This window comes from Micromonospora sp. WMMD1076 (assembly GCF_029581475.1).
GTDB lineage: Bacteria > Actinomycetota > Actinomycetes > Mycobacteriales > Micromonosporaceae > Micromonospora > Micromonospora aurantiaca.
The window spans coordinates 5,189,312-5,204,427 of sequence record NZ_CP120862.1 but is presented as its reverse complement, the minus strand read 5'-3'; the positions used below and the strand labels follow the sequence as shown (position 1 = coordinate 5,204,427).

The window sequence follows — 15,116 nt, the reverse complement described above, 5'->3', positions numbered from 1 at the left end:
TCAGCGCCCCGCGCACCGCCGCAGGTGCTCCAGCACGATCGGGTCGATCCGGCCCGGCACGAAGCGTTCCTCCAGGTTCTCCAGGCCGGTCCAGGCCGCCAGCGCGTCGTCCAGGTCGTCCAGGCCGGCCGGGCCGACCGGGTGACCGGTGGCGGCGAGCAGCTCGGCCACCTCGGCCGCGAGCGGACCGGTGAGGTCACGCAGCGTGGCCGGGTCGGGGCGGCCGAACAGCATGTGGTGGATGCCGAGCAGGCGGCCCAGCTCGGCGACCGGGTCGTCGTGGTCGTCCACGCGCAGGTCCACCAGCTCGTCGCCGGTGCCGGCGTAGCCGCCGTGACGCTGCACCACCAGCATCGCGGCGCTCTGCCGGCCGCGCCGGTCACCGCCGGCCCGGTCACCGGCGGTGAGCGCGGCCAGCAGCCGTTGCGGGAACGGCAGGTCGTCGCGGGCCAGCCAGGCGTCCCGCAGCGCGTCGATCACCTGCGGGCCGGTCAGGATGTTGCCCTGCGCGGCCCAGCCGTCGCCGGCCTGCCCGCCGGCCCACGGATGGCAGCGGGGCCCGGTCCAGGTGGCCCCGTCGCCTGCCGCCCCGACCACGGCGAGCTGCCTGTCGTCGCGGCCGGGATCGGCGGCCACCAGCCCGGCCACCGCGTCGGTGGCGGTGACGCCGGTACGCAGCAGCGCGAGCGCCTGCGCCCGGTAGGCGAGGTTGGCGTGCGCCTGGGTGGCGACCGCGCCCACCAGTGCCTCGGCCGCAGGCACCAGCGCCCCGGCGGCGAGGAACCGGCTGGCCACCGCCACCCCGTACAGGCGCCCGTCGGCGGAGCGGGCGACGAGCGAGAAGGTCACGCGCGGATCGTAGCCCGGTCGCGGTGTGCCGCACCGGCGTCGCCGCTCGAAACGGCGTCCGGGCCCCGCCCCCGGTCCGACTCATGCGGCAGTCGTGACACTCCTTCCCGGCACCCCGGTGCGGATCACCCACGTCCGCCTGGATCTTGCTCCCGGCGGTGCCGGACGGGCACCATCGACGGGTGACGAACCGATGGGGCATGACCGTGCCGCTGGACGGTATCCCGCTCGCCGACCACGCCGCCGTCTACGCGGCTCTGGACGACGCCGGGTTCACCGACGTCTGGTCGTCGGAGGTGGCGGGCGCGGACGCGTTCACCCCGCTGGCCCTGGCCGCCGCCTGGTCGCCGCGGCTGCGCCTCGGCACCGCGATCACGCCGGTGTTCACCCGGGGGCCGGGACTGCTCGCGATGAGCGCCGCCGCGCTGGCCGAGGCCGCGCCGGGCCGCTTCGCGCTCGGCGTCGGTGCCTCGTCGCCGGTGCTGGTGCGGGACTGGAACGCGATCGGATTCGACGAGCCGTTCAAACGGACCCGGGACGTGCTGCGCTTCCTGCGGGCCGCGTTGCGCGGCGAGACCGTCGACGGCGCGTTCGACACGTTCGCCGTACGACGGTTCACGCTGGAACGCCCGCCCGACGTACCGCCGCCGGTCCTGCTGGCCGCGCTGCGCCCCGGCATGCTGCGCCTGGCCGCCGCCGAGGCCGACGGGGTGATCCTCAACTGGCTGACCGCCGACGACGTGCCGACAGCGCTGGCCGAGGTGGGCGAGCGCCGGCCCGGCTTCGACGTCGCCGCCCGCATCTTCGTCTGCCCCACCGAGGACGCCGCCTACGCCCGGGCGCTGGGTCGCCGCATGATCACCGGCTACCTGACGGTGCCCGCGTACGCCGCCTTCCACAGGTGGCTGGGCCGCCAGGACTCGCTCGGCCCGATGTGGGAGGCGTGGGCCGCGGGGGACCGGCGGGGCGCCTCCGCCGCCGTACCGGACGAGGTGGTCGACGCGCTGGTACTGCACGGCTCGCCCGAGCAGTGCGTAGCGGCCGTCCGCCGGTACGCCGACAACGGCGTCGACGTGCCGGTGCTCGCGGTGCTGCCCACGCCCGAGATCACCGAGGGCGGCGCGGCGGCCTGGACGGATCTGCTGCCCCGGCTCGCCCCGGAGAGGTGACCTGAGATGAACCTGACCGACCGGGTGGTGGTGATCACCGGAGGGGCCGGCGGGATCGGGGCGGCGCTGGGCCGCCGGTTCGCCGCCGAGGGCGCCGCCGCGATCGTCCTGGCCGACCTGGCCGCCGACGCGGCCCGCACGGCCGCCGAGGCGATCGGCCCGGTGGCGAGCGGTGCCGGGCTCGACGTCACCGACGAGGCGGCGGTACGCGCGCTCGTCGAGGAGACCGAGCGCCGCCACGGCCGGATCGACCTGTTCTGTGCCAACGCCGGCGTGGCCACCGGCGGCGGCATCGACGCGCCCGACGCGGACTGGGACCGGGCGTGGCGGGTGAACGTGCTCGGGCACCTGCACAGCGCCCGCTCGGTGCTGCCGGGAATGCTCAGCCGGGGTCAGGGCCACCTGCTGCTCACCTGCTCGGCGGCGGGTGTGCTCACTGCGGTCGGGGACGCCCCGTACACCGCCACCAAGCACGCCGCCGTGGGTCTCGCCGAGTGGCTTGCGATCACCTACCGGGACGCAGGCATCCGGGTCAGCGCGCTCTGCCCGCAGGGCGTGGACACACCGATGCTCGCCGACGGCCTCGCCGAGGGGCACCTGGGTGCCCGGGTGATCGCCGCGTCCGGGGCGATCCTCACGCCGGACCAGGTCGCCGACGCGGTCGTCGCCGGGCTGGCCGAGGAACGGTTCCTGATCCTGCCGCACCCGGAGGTGGCCGACTACGCCCGCCGCCGCGCCGAGGACCCGGACGGCTGGCAGGCCGGGCTGCGCAAACTCGTCCGCAAGCTGCGCGCCGCCGACCGCTGAGCCCGGCCCGTCGCGGCGGTTCCCCGGCGCGGCCCGCAGCACGGCGGCAGCGGGCCGCGCGCCGACGCCCGGCCGGTCCGGTCAGCGGCGCCACCGGAGCGGCCCCGGGTGGACCGTCCACAACAGCCGTCCCCACCGCGACCGCGCCGCCCGGAGGGCGTCGGCGAAGCCGGCGCTCAGCCGTGCGGCCCGCTCCGCCTGTTCCGGCGTCACACTGCCCGGCGCGAAGCCCGCCTGGTTGAGCAGAGCGGCCAGCTCGTCGACCGCTGCGTCATCCGGGCCGCCGGTCGCCGCGCCGTCCCCGGTCCGGTCCGCGGATCCGGCCGCGCCGTCCCCGGACCGCGCCGCGCGGGCGCCGGCGAGCGTCCGGCGGGCCCGTTCGGCGACCTCCGCCGCCGCCAGATCCGGCCCGGCCGGGTGCCCGGCGAGCCGCAGCGCATCGGTCAGCTCCCGCCACGCGCCCGCGACCCGCACCTCCGGGTCGGCGGCGTCCAGCCGGGATCGGGTCAGCCGACGGCGCATCGCGACCAGGGCCGCCAGCACCGCGCCGACCAGCAGCGCCAGCCCGCCGACGCCGCCACCGACCAGCACCGGCGTAGCGAGCCCGCCCTCGTTCCGGCCGGGCGTGGGCGCTGCGGCCGGAGGCGTGGCGCTCGGCTCCTCGGTGGGCGCGGGCACCTCCGACGGCGGCGGGTCCTCCGGCTGCGGCCGGAAGTCCTCCTCCACCGGGCGGGGCTCGGAGTCCGGCCGCGGCATCGGGTCGAACGGCACCCAGCCGACACCGTCGAACAGCACCTCCGGCCAGGCGTACGCGTCCGCGGCCCGCACCGGACCGTCACCGTTGGGCTCGAACCCGACCACCACCCGGGTCGGCAGGCCGGCGAGGCGGCCGAGCACCGCGAACGCGGCGGCGAACTGCTCCGAGGTGCCCCGCTGCCCGCCGCCGTTACGCGGTCCGAACAGGAAGAACGCCAGGTTCGGGTACGCGTGCCCGCTGGGCGCGTCGGCTGTCACCCGGTAGTGCTCGGCGAGGAACGTGGCGATCGCGTCGGCGCGCGCGTACGGGGCACCGTTCGACTCGGCGAGCTGGGTGGCGAGCCGGCGCAACGGCTCCGGCGCCCCGTCGGCCACTCGCAGCACCCGGGCCACCTCGTCCCCGGCCGGCACGTTCGCAGTGGGCAGCAGGTTCGCGTCCGGGCGCTCCCGCACCGACGACACCTCGTACCGCAGCCCCGGCGCGAGCCCCTCCGGGCGGATCAGCGTCCCGGTCGCCGGGTCGTACGCCACCCGCGCGCCGGTCACCTCGCGCGGCGTGGGCACCGCCGGCAGCAGCCGCCCGGTCAGGTCGCCGACCGTGATCTCCTGGCGCACCTCGTCGGTGGCCGCGCCCGGGGCCGGCCCGGCGGCGGGCAGGATCCGCCCCGCGTTGCGGTACGTGGCGCCGACCCGCCACGTCACCCCGTCGTAGTCGCTGAGCACCGCCAGCCGGATCCGCGGCGGCCCGCCGTCACCCGCGCCCGCGACCGTGCGCACGTCGAGCAGCCGCTGGTCCGGGTTCAGCGCCCACCCGGAGATGCGGATCAGCGGGTTCTCGTCCAGCGACTCCACCCGTGGTGGCTCCACGTAGCGGCGCGGGTCGACCGGCCGCGCGTCGACCTGGGCGGCCACCACCGGGGCGAGCAGCGCCGCCAGCGCCACCACCACCGCGAGCCCGGCCGCGCTCGCCGCCACCAGCCGCAGCCGCACCGCCGCGCGTACCGCAGGAGTGAGACCGGCGACCGGATCGGGCGCCGGGCCGTCGCGGCGCCCGGGCGTCGCCAGGCCGGCCGCCGCGACCGCCGCGAACAGCACAGTCGGACCGATCGCCGGCTCCGCGTTCGGCCCGACCACGTAGAGCGCGCCGGCGTACAGCAGCGCCGGCGGCAGGTAGCCCAGCAACACCCGCCCGGCCCGCAGCGCCACCTCGGCGGCGGTCAGCCCGGCCAGCCACGCCGCGACCACCGGGACCAGCACCGTGTCCGGCGCCGGCTCGACCGGGATCATCGCGGTGAGCAGCCGGGGGATCGCGTTGCGGGCCGCGTCGGCGGCCACCTCGCCGAGCCCGCCCGGCAGCGCCGCGTGCGCGGCGGCCAGCCGCAGCGACAGCAGCGTCCACCCGGCCAGCGCGGCCACCGACAGCGGCGCCACCAGCCAGGACGGCAGCCGCCGCGCGGCCACGCTGACCAGCACCGAGCCGGCCGCCGCACCGGCCATGAGCCGGGTCAGCAGCGGGTCCGCGTACACCCGGCCCAGCACCACGCCGGAGAGCGCGACCAGCACGACGAGCGCGACCGGGACCGGCGCGGCCCGCAGCAACCGGGCCACGCGCCCGTCCGCCGCCTCGGCCCGCGGCGTCACCACCGGCGGACCCCGTCCCACTCGGCGGCGAACGCGGCGCCGTCGGCCGCGTCCAGCACCGTGAGGCCCGCCGCGCCGGCCGCCGTCGGACCGTCCGCGCCGAACATCCCGACCACGACCGAGGGGTACGCGCCGCGCAGCGCGCCGACGTGTCCCAGGCCGTCGCGGCCACCCGGCCCGGTCAGGAAGACGAGCGTGTCGCCGAGCCGGTCCCGGCGCAGCCGCCCGGTCGCGGCGGGCAGCACGTCCGGCCCGGCGTCCGCCAGCTCCACAGCGGCCAGCCGGTCCAGCGGCCCGGCCGCACCGGCGGGCTCCACCTCGGCCGGTACGACGAGCAGCATCTGCACCGGCAGGTCCTCCCGCACCGCGGCGGCCACCACCGACGCCGCCGCCTCGCACGCCGACTCGAACGACTCCGCGACACCGCCCGCCCGGTCCGGGTGCGCGGACGCGCGGTTGTCCAGCACCACCACCAGGCGCGGCAGGCTGGTGTCCACGTTCTCCCGCACCATCAGCTCACCCACCCGGGCGCTGGTGCGCCAGTGCACGCGGCGCAACTCGTCGCCCACCACGTACTCCCGCAGCGAGTCGAACGTGATCGACCCGTGCGGCACGCCGTCGGTACGCCCGTCCAGGCTGCGCCCGGCCCCGGTGGGCACCGCGGAGAGCGGATGGATGCGCGGGTGCACCCACACCGGCACGGTGCCGCCGTAACCGCGGGCCAGAGCCACCAGCCCCAGCGGATCCCGGCGCACCACCCGCAGCGGCCCCACCGGCACCACCCCGCGTCGATGCGTCGGCACGTCGTACCGCACCACAGTGTCCCGGCCCGGACGCAACCGCAGCAGCGGCACCGGCACCAGCGCCCCGGCGCAGCGGTCCTCGGCCACCAGGCTCGCCGCCCGTAACCGGCCGGTGTTGCGCACCGTCAGCTCCATCGCCGCCGGCTCACCCCGGGCCACCCGGTCCGGGTCGGCCCGCCGCTCCACACTCAGCCGGGGCCGCCAGGCCGCGTTGACCACGGCGTAGCCGACAGCCACCGCGGCCGCCGCGCCGAGCACCGTCAGCTCCGGGTACGCGTACCGGAACCCCACGCCGAGCAGCACCGGGGCGGCGACGAGCAGCCCGATGCCACGGGCGGTGATCCCCACGCTCAGCCGTGCACCGCTGTGGCCTGGCCCGACGGCAGCGGCACCGGCACCGACGCGACCGCCTGGCGCAGCACCTCGGCGGGCGTGACACCCCGCACCTGCGCGTCCGGGGTGAGCAGCAGCCGGTGCGCGAACACCGGCTCGACGAGCGCCTTCAGGTCCTCCGGCATGATCCAGCCCCGGCCGTCGATCAGCGCGTACGCGCACGCCGCCCGGGTCAGCGCGATCACCCCGCGCGGGCTCACCCCGACCCGCACCTGCGGATGGGTACGCGTCGCCGCGGCGAGCCGCACCGCGTACGCGTAGAGCGGCTCGGCGATGTGCACCCGCCGGGCCATCTTGACCATCTCGCCCACCGTGTCGGTGTCGGTGACGGCGGTCAGCGAGTCGGGGGAGCGGACAGTGGCGCCGCGCAGCACCTCCACCTCGACCGCCTCGTCCGGGTAGCCGACCGACAGCTTCACCAGGAACCGGTCGAGTTGCGCCTCGGGCAGCCGGTAGGTGCCGTCCATCTCCACCGGGTTCTGCGTGGCCACCACCAGGAACGGCTGCGGCACCGGGTGCCGTACGCCGTCCACCGTGACGGTCCGCTCCTCCATCACCTCCAGCAGCGCCGACTGCGTCTTCGGCGACGCCCGGTTGATCTCGTCGGCGATCACGATGTTGGCGAACACCGGTCCCGGGTGGAACTCGAAGCCCCGGCTGGCCTGGTTGAAGATGGTCACCCCCGACACGTCGGAGGGGAGCAGGTCCGGCGTGAACTGGATCCGCCGCCACTGCCCCTTCACCGTCGCCGCGACGGCCCGGGCCAACGTGGTCTTGCCGACGCCCGGCACGTCCTCCAGCAGCACGTGCCCCTGCGCGAACAGCGCGGTGAGCGCGAGCCGCACCACCTGCGGCTTACCCAGCACGACCGCGTTGACGTTGTCGGCCAGCCGGGCGGCCAGGGCGGCGAAGCCCTGGACCTCCGGCTGGCTCAGCGGTTCGTGCGTGTTCACGGATGGCCTCTCGGACGGTGCGGTCAGCAGGCGGGCAGCACGTTGAGGTCGTCGCCGCCCTCCAGGTTGAGCCAGGCCCACGGGATGTACGTCTTGCCCTTGTACTCCACCTGGACCCACCAGGTGCTCTGCTTGTTGTTGTTGTAGATCCAGGCGTCCACGTCCTCGCCCTTGACCTTGCAGTACGTGCGCAGCCGCCGGCCGTCCGGTACCCAGCCGGCCTGCCGGTCGTTGTCCTGCCGCGGGACCTCGAAGATCTCGTTGCCGTTGCGGCCCGGCACGTCCCTGTCGCAGTACGTCCGCTGGTCGCCGTCCGGGCCGTTCTTGCACGTGGCGACGCCGTACACCGGGTCGGTGGTCTGCGCGCGGGAAGCGGTGCCCTTGCCGGCGGCGTTGCTCGCGGTCAGCGTCACCGTGTACGCGGTACCCGGAGTCAGCCCGGTCACCCGCAGGCTGGAACAACCGCCGCTGGCCGTCTTCCCGCCGGTCGTCGCGGTGCAGGAGGCGCGCCCGCCGCCCGCGTCCACAGTGAACGTCACTGTCACCGACGTGGCGTCCGCCGACGAGCCGGTCACCGTGATCCGGGGCTCGGCCACTGTTCGCGCCGTGGTGCTCGCCTCCGGTCCCGGCCCGGCCTCGTTCACCGCCTTGACCTTCACCGTCACGTTCTGGCCGTTGCCCAGCCCACCCACTGTGGCCCGCACGTCGGTCACCTCGACGGACTTCCCGGCGGCCTCCACCACGTACTTCGTCACCGGGCGGCCGTTGTCCACCGCCGGGGACCACTGCACCGCGATCGTGCCCGGCTGGTCGGCGACGGTGGACGCGCGCAGCTCGGTCGGCGCCTTCGGCACGGTGAACGGCACCACCGTGTTGCTCACCGGCGACGCCTTCGACCCGGCGCCCTTGTCGCTCACCGCGGTCACCGTGAACGCGTACTGGGTGCCGTACTCCAGTTGCCCGGCCGGCACCACCAGCTCCGTCTTCGCCGACTCGCCGGCCGGGGCGCTCGCGCCCGCCGAGGTCGCCGTCACCGCGTACTTCGCGATCGTGTTGCCCTGGCCGTCGGCCTCGGGCCAGCTCACCCGCACCGTGCCGTCCGGCCGCGCCTCGGCGGTCACCGAGGCCGGCGGATCCGGCACCTCGGCGGTCGGCACCACCGGGTTGCTGCGCCGCGCCGGACCCTCACCCTTGGCGTTCACCGCGTGCACCGAGAACGTGTACGTCTCACCGTTGGTCAGATCCGTGATCTCCAAGGCGCGCTGGTTCGCGCCGACCTGGTGGGTCTGACCGGCGCCCTCCACCACGTACCGGGTGATCTCGGCACCGTTCGACGCGGCAGCCTGCCAGCTCACCCGCGCCGACGCGTCACCGGCGGCGGCGGTGACCGACTTCGGCGCACCCGGCTTGCCGGCCTTGGGCTTCTTCGGCGGGGGCGGCGGCGGAGCCACCGGCGGCGGGTCGCCGCCCAGCACGTCGTTGGCGTACTTGTCGACCTCACGCACCTGGTTGCGGTCGTCGACCACCTGCGCGGTGGACGAGTCCGGCGGGTTGATGAACAGGTGGTTCTCGCGCACCTCCAGCTCGACCGGGCCGGGACGGCCGGAACCCTTCACGGTCGCCACGAGCTGACCTTCGGCGTCGAAGGAGTACACCGTGCCGGTGGCCTCGTCGGCGCAGTAGAACCGGCCCGCCCACGCCACCGCCGGGCTCAGCCGGACACCGTCGCCCGGCACCGTGAACCGCTTCACCTCGCGGCTGTCCCGCACCACGTGCACCGACCGCTCACCGGGAACCGTGACCGGCACCTGCGGCCCGCTGGTACGGGTCGGCAGGTTCCCCGGCGCGCTCATGCTCAGCTCCGCCCGCCGCGTCTGCCCGCCCACCACTGTGACCAGCGACGCCGAGGTCCGGTCCAGCACCGCGACGCCCTCGTCCAGCGTGGACACCACCAGTTCGTGCGCCGGCTCGGCCACGTCGTACGTCTCGACCCGCTTCGGGCTGAGCCCCGCGGGCGGCGCGTCACCCGGCGTCTCCGGCAGCTCGGCGGCGGTCACAGCCGAGACGGTGCCCTCGCTCGGCACCGCGACCCACAGCTTGCCGGCGCCGTCGAACGCGCCGCCGGTGATGCCCGGCGGGTAGCGGACCGGCTCGCCCACAGGCGTCAGCGCCCGCGGGTCGAGCTGCCGGACGATGCCCTGCACCGCGTCCACCACGAACGCCGAATCCTCGTGCAGCGCCACGCTCACCCCGAACCCCGGCGCGGTCGGCGTCGTGGCGGTGATCTGCAACGTCGCCAGGTCCAGCGAGCTGACCCGGCCGGTGTTGAGGTCGCGCAGGATCAGCAGCCGGTCGGTCTGTGCCACCTGCACCTGGTGCCGCCGCCCACCCGGCACCTCCATCCGGGTGTCCACCCGCGCGGTGACGCCGTTGACCCGGGCCAGCTCGCTGCGGGTGGTGCTCCACAACCAGGAGGACGCGTCGAAACTCGCCACCGCGTTGTCGGCCGCACCCAGCCCGAGCACCGTCAAGCCCATCGCGGCCAGCAGTGCGGCCACCGTGCCGATGGTGACCAGCCCGCCCCGCATCCGCGACCGTGGACGAGCCTGCTCCGGCCCGGTGCCCGTGACGTCCTCGATGGTGGTCACTGCCGGCTGCCTCCCCGTGTCGGTGGGGGAGAGCAGCCGAGACGGCCGGCCCTCCCCAGAGCCGGGAGCCATCATAGGTGCCGCCCGGAGCCGGTGAAACCCGCACCGTCCTCCTGTGGACACCGAGCGTGTCGTCCGTGGACGCTCAGTTAGGCGCGCCGCCGCCCTCCCGGTCCGTGCAGACCTGACCGGAGGTGGCATACGAGTCGGTCGAGTAGACCGCCAGCACCGTGAAGCAGTAGTCCAGCTTCGCGCTCAGCCCGTTCACCGTGTAGCGGGTCTGCCCGGCGTCCACAGTGGCCATCACCCCGAGCTTCTGCCCGGCCCGGCCACCCGCCACCACGAACGGCACCCCGCCGTTCGTCGGATCGGTCCAGGTCACCGTCACGGTCGTGGTGTCGTCGCGCAGCTTCAGGTCACCCGGCGGCGGACCCGCCACCTTCGGCGACGGGGAGCCGGACGCGGGCGCCGGGGCAGGCGGCGGCGCCGCCTCCCGGTTCAGCCACACCGCGCCGACACCGACCGCCGCCACCACCGCGAGAACCGCACCCCCGGCCACAAGGGCCAGCACCGTCCGGTTCCGGCCGTGCTCCGGTTCCTCCGTCTCGGGGTACGCGGCAGGCGGCTGGTGGAACATCGGCGGGGTCGCCGGCCACGCGTCCTGATCCGGCTGGGCCGGCGGCTCCGGTCGCGTGGACTCGGGGAAGTCCAGCAGGTCCTCGTAGATCGTCATCGGCCGGTTCGGCTCCGGCGCGTCCGGCTCCGGTTCGCCTGCCGCGTCGGCGGGTGCCGGTTCGTCCCTGTCCGGCTCGGGCTGGGTGGGCCGGTCGACCGGCTGGGACGGGGCGGCGCTGCTCCACGGCGGCGCGACCATGCCCCACGGCGGTACCGAGGAGCCGCTGACCGGTGCCGCGCTGACCGGTGCCGCGGGTGGTCCGCTGACGGGTGGCGGATAGGTGCCGGGCGGAGCGCTCACGGGTGGGTGTTCGCCGGGCGGCGCGCTTACCGGCGGTGGGTAGCCGGGTCCGGGTGGTCCGCTGATCGGCGGTCCGGGCGGTGCGCTGACGGGTGGTGCGCCGTTCAGCGACGGGTAGCCGGGTGCGGGTGGTCCGCCGATCGGCGGTCCGGGAGGGCCGCTGACGGGTGGCGCGGATGGCCCGCCGACCGGCGTCGGGTGGCCGGGTGCGGGTGGTGCGCCGATCGGCGGCGGATAGGCGGGTGCGCGTCCGCCGGCCGGTGGTGGGTAGCCCACGGCCGGTGCGGCGCTGACCGGCGCGGCGGGCGGGCCGCTGACCGGTGGCGGGTAACCGCTTACCGGAACCCCGCTGACCGGGTGACCGGCCGGTCCGCTGACCGGCTGTCCGGGAGAGCCGCTGATCGGGTGCGTGGGCGGTGCGCTGACCGGCGACGTCGAGGGTGATCCGACGGGCGGCGCGCTGACGGGTGCTGGGTTGACGGGTGCGGCGCTGGTGGGCGGCGCGCTGATCTGGGGTGCGGTGGGCAGCGGTGCTCCGCCTGCCGGAGGCGCACCGGCGTCGGGCGTGCCGAGGGTGCCCGACGCACCCGCTGAGGGGGTGCCCGGCTGCTTCACGCTTGCGGCAGCGTCGATGACCGGTGCACCACCCGAGCCGCCTTCACTCGTACCCGACGTGCCCGCCGGCGGTCCGCTGACCGGGGACGTGCTCACCGGCGGTGCGCTCGCTGCGGGCGCGATCATCCCGGATGAGCCGGCCGAGGGCCTGTTAGCAGGGGTTTCGCTGGCCGGTAGTGCACTGACCGGGGGTTCGTCGGCGGAGGTTGTCGCTGCGGGCTTCGCTGAAGCGTCGCGCGCTGCCCTTGCGGCGGTGCGCTCCGCCTCCTCTTCCAGCAACGGGCCGATCTGCTGCACCTGGATAGTCGGCTTGTCCCAGCCCGGTCCACCGGGGACGGGCGGCACGGTAGTGGCGCTGGGTCTGCTCGTCTCGGTATCGGCCGGGTCCGTATCGGCCCGGTCCGCATCGGCCGCCCGGTTCGTATCGGGACGCGGGGGAGCGGGGACGGCCTCGGTCGTCGGTGTCGCCCGTTGGGCCGGCGCCGGTCCGGGCGCCACGGGGGCCGAGGTGGGTGCCGCTGGGGTGGCAGTGACCGCCGCGGACTCCGCCACCGGCTGGGAAACCGGGGCCGGAGGCGCCGTCGAGCCCGCAGTGATGCCCGGTGGCGGGGCGGACGGGGTCGACGCCGGTGCGGGGTCCGGCGGGACGACCGGAACGGCCGGCGGTGGTGGCAGGACACCGCGCTCCGGCGACGGGACGCGCGGCGCCGGCGGGAGAACGGTCGGAGGAGGCGGTGGTGGCAGGACTCCCGCCGCCGGCATCCGTGACGCCGGCGGGGTGCCTCCGGTGGAGGGCGTCTCGACGACCGGCGTTGCGGGCGGGGGCGGGATGACCGGCGGAGGCGGTAGCGGAGACGCGCCGGCCACGCTCGGCGTCGGTGGTGGCGGGACCGGCCGTGCGGGGGCGGACGGTGCTGAGACGGGCGCGACGTGCGCTGCGGCGGCCGGGGACGCCGGGCCCGGCCTCGGAGGCACCGGCGCGCCGGTCGTGGGTGCCGCCGTCGGCGTTCCCGGCGTGCGCGGTGTTCCCGGCGTTGCCACCGGGGCTCCGGGTGCCGCCGGGGGCGCGGATGTGCCGGAGGTCGCCGGGTGCGGGGGTGCGGCAACCGGGGCGCGGGGCGGTACCGGCGTCAGGCCGGCAGCGACGGCCGGCCGGCCGTAGGTTCCCGGCGGAAGCGGGGCGGCATCTGGAGCCGGTGGAACCGCGCTCACGCCCTGAGCCGGCGGAACCGGGGTGACACCGTGGGCCGGGGGCACCGGGCGGACGCCGTGAGTCTGCGGGGCGGCCCCGGCAGTCGGCGGTGTCGCTGGTGCGGTGGGTTCGACGGGCACTACCGGGAACCGGGAGGTGGCCTCTTCCGTGATGGGCGCGAACCGGGTCGTCGCCTCCGAGACAGCCGGCGAGGGCGGCGCCCACGGACTCGCGGGTCCGCTCGGCCCGGCGCCGGGAGGCTGGTGCGGCGAGGCAGGCGCCACCGAGGGCGGCGGAGCGATCCGTGGATTCGGCGCGGACTGAGGTGGCTGCCCGGCGTGGGGCGCCTGCGGTGCCGGGCCCGGACGGGGAGGCCACTGTGAACCGGGTACCGGCGGATTCGCGGCGGACCTACCCGGGGCGACGGGCCGGGGCGGAGCGGGAACGTGCGGGTGTGGCGGTGGGACAGGCCGCAGCGAGACGGTGGGCTCGGACACCCCGTGTTCGGGGTACCCGGAGGAGGCGGGATCGGGTTGACCGGGCCGGACCGGGCCGAGGTTCCCCGGCAGTGCCGGATCGGCATGTCCGGGCACTGACGGATGAGGGTGCCCCGGTCGGCCCGCATTCGGGTAGCCGGGCGGGGGCGGAGCAGGGTACGGTCCGGCAGCGGTGGCGGAGCCGCCGGGGGAGGGGCCATAGCCTGCGGGAGCGGTGGCGGAGCCGCCGAGGTACTGGCGGGCTGCGCGTACCGCGGGGTGGTCCGGACCGAGCACGGCGGGCCCGGCGGTCGCCACGCGGCTGTAGTTGCGGCGGGCCTCGTGCCGGTTGCCCAGTTCCTCGGCCACCCCGGCGAGGTCGAAGCTGAGCGCGAGCATCAGCGGGTCGGCCTCGCCGCGGCGGCGCTCGCCGGCCGCGTAGGCCTCTTCGAGTACGCGCCGGGCGGCGGCCGGGTCGTCGGCCTCGCGGTGCAGCCGGGACAGCAGGTGGCCGGTGGCCAGGACGTCCTGGTGGTCCTCGCCGTACGCCGGGCGGGCCGCGATGATCGCGTCGGCGAGCAGGCGGCGGGCGCTTGTCAGGTCACCCGCGGCGCGCAGCGCGAGGGCCTGGTGCTGAGTGGCGATCAACGGGGAGGGGTGGGACACGTGAGCAATGCTGCCCGGAATCGCCTGTTGCGCGCTACCCACCCGATGGTTGTGGCTGCTGACCTGCGCAAACGTGTCGCGCTGGAGCTGATGTGCATGATCGTTCCGGGCCGTGTACAGTAATGCCCCGTGCGGCCTGCCAGGCCGACCGATGCGGTGAGTAGCTCACATTGGTCGACCGGGTAGGCTGGTACGCGCAGGTCCGGGTGGCGGAATGGCAGACGCGCTAGCTTGAGGTGCTAGTGCCCGTATAGGGCGTGGGGGTTCAAGTCCCCCCTCGGACACCAATTTTCGTGGGAAGTCACGATAAATATGACGGACTGATAGTCCTATTTGCACTTCTTTGGACCTAAATGTTGTGAATCTGGGGAACGGCTGTTCGGCCATGATTGGCCGTGCCTGTCCAATTCGGTAACAGTAATGGCTTCTCTTCGCGGCGCGCTGACGTCGTTGATTCACGGTGGTGGGCATGCCGGGTCTGCGCCTCAGTGTCGGTACGGGTCGATGATCTCTTTGGGCGCAGCGCGGGGCGGCGAGGTGTAGGGCGCTGGCGACCCACTCGGGTAGCCCGTTGCGCCGGCCCCAGGTGTCGAGTAGTTCCCAGAGCTGCGCGGCCTGATCGAGGCGTTGCCGGACCGATTGGGCCCGTTGCTGGTGGGCGCTCAGGCAGAACCGGATCCATCTGCTGGTGTCGTTGTCGGGTTGCCAGGATGGGCCGCCGACCTCACCGAGTGCGTCTAGTAGGCGTAGGCGTTCCGGCCGACGCCGAGCCACTCCTGAATGGAGGAGAACTCCGGGGAGGCCGCCGTCGCGGGCGAGTACGAGGGTGTGTAGACAGCGCGACATCCGACCATTCCCGTTCCGCCAGGGATGCATCTTGACCAGGTTCAGATGGGCCATGGAGTCCCGTACGAGTAGCAGGGTCTCCGGCTCGCCGTCGGCCAGCCTGTCGATCAGCTCGGAGATCAGCGACGGAACGTCGTCGGCGTCCGGCCCCGTGTAGACGCGTCGGCCGGTGCGCGCCTCGTCGATATGGATGTCACCCGGACGGAAACGACCCGGCCACTTACCGAGCTCATGCCGGAGGATCATGAAGCGCAGCGCGTTGAGCGACATGTGCTGCCAGGCGAACTCGCGCGAGCGGGCGAGTTGCTGAACATAGGTCAGGGCGT

8 protein-coding genes, 1 tRNA gene and 2 pseudogenes are annotated in these 15,116 nt (G+C 75.3%); 3 read left to right on the top strand and 8 right to left on the bottom strand.

The window, feature by feature from the left end; translation table 11 throughout:
• Positions 1-849, bottom strand: coding sequence for a DUF1028 domain-containing protein (locus O7622_RS23365; protein ID WP_282310336.1), 849 nt, complete (start codon positions 847-849; stop codon positions 1-3).
• 200 nt (positions 850-1,049) lie between these two features.
• Between O7622_RS23365 and O7622_RS23360 the strand changes: the two genes are divergently transcribed.
• The gene (locus O7622_RS23360) at positions 1,050-2,018 is read left to right on the top strand and encodes an LLM class F420-dependent oxidoreductase (RefSeq protein ID WP_282314201.1); all 969 of its coding nucleotides are present in this window, start codon (positions 1,050-1,052) and stop codon (positions 2,016-2,018) included.
• Positions 2,019-2,024: 6 nt separating this feature from the next.
• Positions 2,025-2,825 (top strand): SDR family oxidoreductase, encoded by an 801-nt coding sequence (locus O7622_RS23355; RefSeq protein ID WP_282310335.1) that lies wholly within the window; start codon positions 2,025-2,027, stop codon positions 2,823-2,825.
• 81 nt (positions 2,826-2,906) lie between these two features.
• Here the strand turns inward: O7622_RS23355 and O7622_RS23350 are convergent, their stop codons facing one another.
• The 6 genes and pseudogenes from O7622_RS23350 to O7622_RS23325 all read right to left on the bottom strand — a co-directional run.
• Positions 2,907-5,225 (bottom strand): transglutaminase domain-containing protein, encoded by a 2,319-nt coding sequence (locus tag O7622_RS23350; protein ID WP_282310334.1) that lies wholly within the window; start codon positions 5,223-5,225, stop codon positions 2,907-2,909.
• Positions 5,219-6,373, bottom strand: a complete 1,155-nt coding sequence (locus O7622_RS23345) for a DUF58 domain-containing protein (protein ID WP_282310333.1) — start codon at positions 6,371-6,373, stop codon at positions 5,219-5,221. The genes O7622_RS23350 and O7622_RS23345 overlap by 7 nt, the downstream gene beginning before the upstream one ends.
• A gap of 2 nt (positions 6,374-6,375) precedes the next feature.
• Complete coding sequence (locus tag O7622_RS23340; protein ID WP_047891697.1) at positions 6,376-7,371, bottom strand: MoxR family ATPase; 996 nt, start codon at positions 7,369-7,371, stop codon at positions 6,376-6,378.
• Positions 7,372-7,394: 23 nt separating this feature from the next.
• Complete coding sequence (locus O7622_RS23335) at positions 7,395-9,959, bottom strand: fibronectin type III domain-containing protein (protein WP_282314200.1); 2,565 nt, start codon at positions 9,957-9,959, stop codon at positions 7,395-7,397.
• 205 nt (positions 9,960-10,164) lie between these two features.
• A complete protein-coding gene (locus O7622_RS23330) occupies positions 10,165-10,995 on the bottom strand; it encodes a fibronectin type III domain-containing protein (RefSeq protein WP_282314199.1) in 831 nt (276 codons plus the stop codon).
• Positions 10,996-13,770: 2,775 nt separating this feature from the next.
• A pseudogene (locus O7622_RS23325) lies at positions 13,771-13,944 on the bottom strand (hypothetical protein); the annotation flags it as partial.
• A gap of 200 nt (positions 13,945-14,144) precedes the next feature.
• Between O7622_RS23325 and O7622_RS23320 the strand changes: the two are divergent.
• Positions 14,145-14,231: transfer RNA gene (locus tag O7622_RS23320), tRNA-Leu, on the top strand.
• Positions 14,232-14,772: 541 nt separating this feature from the next.
• Here O7622_RS23320 and O7622_RS23315 read toward each other — a convergent pair.
• Positions 14,773-15,036, bottom strand: a pseudogene (locus O7622_RS23315) (Fic family protein); the annotation flags it as partial.
• Positions 15,037-15,116 lie beyond the last annotated feature (80 nt).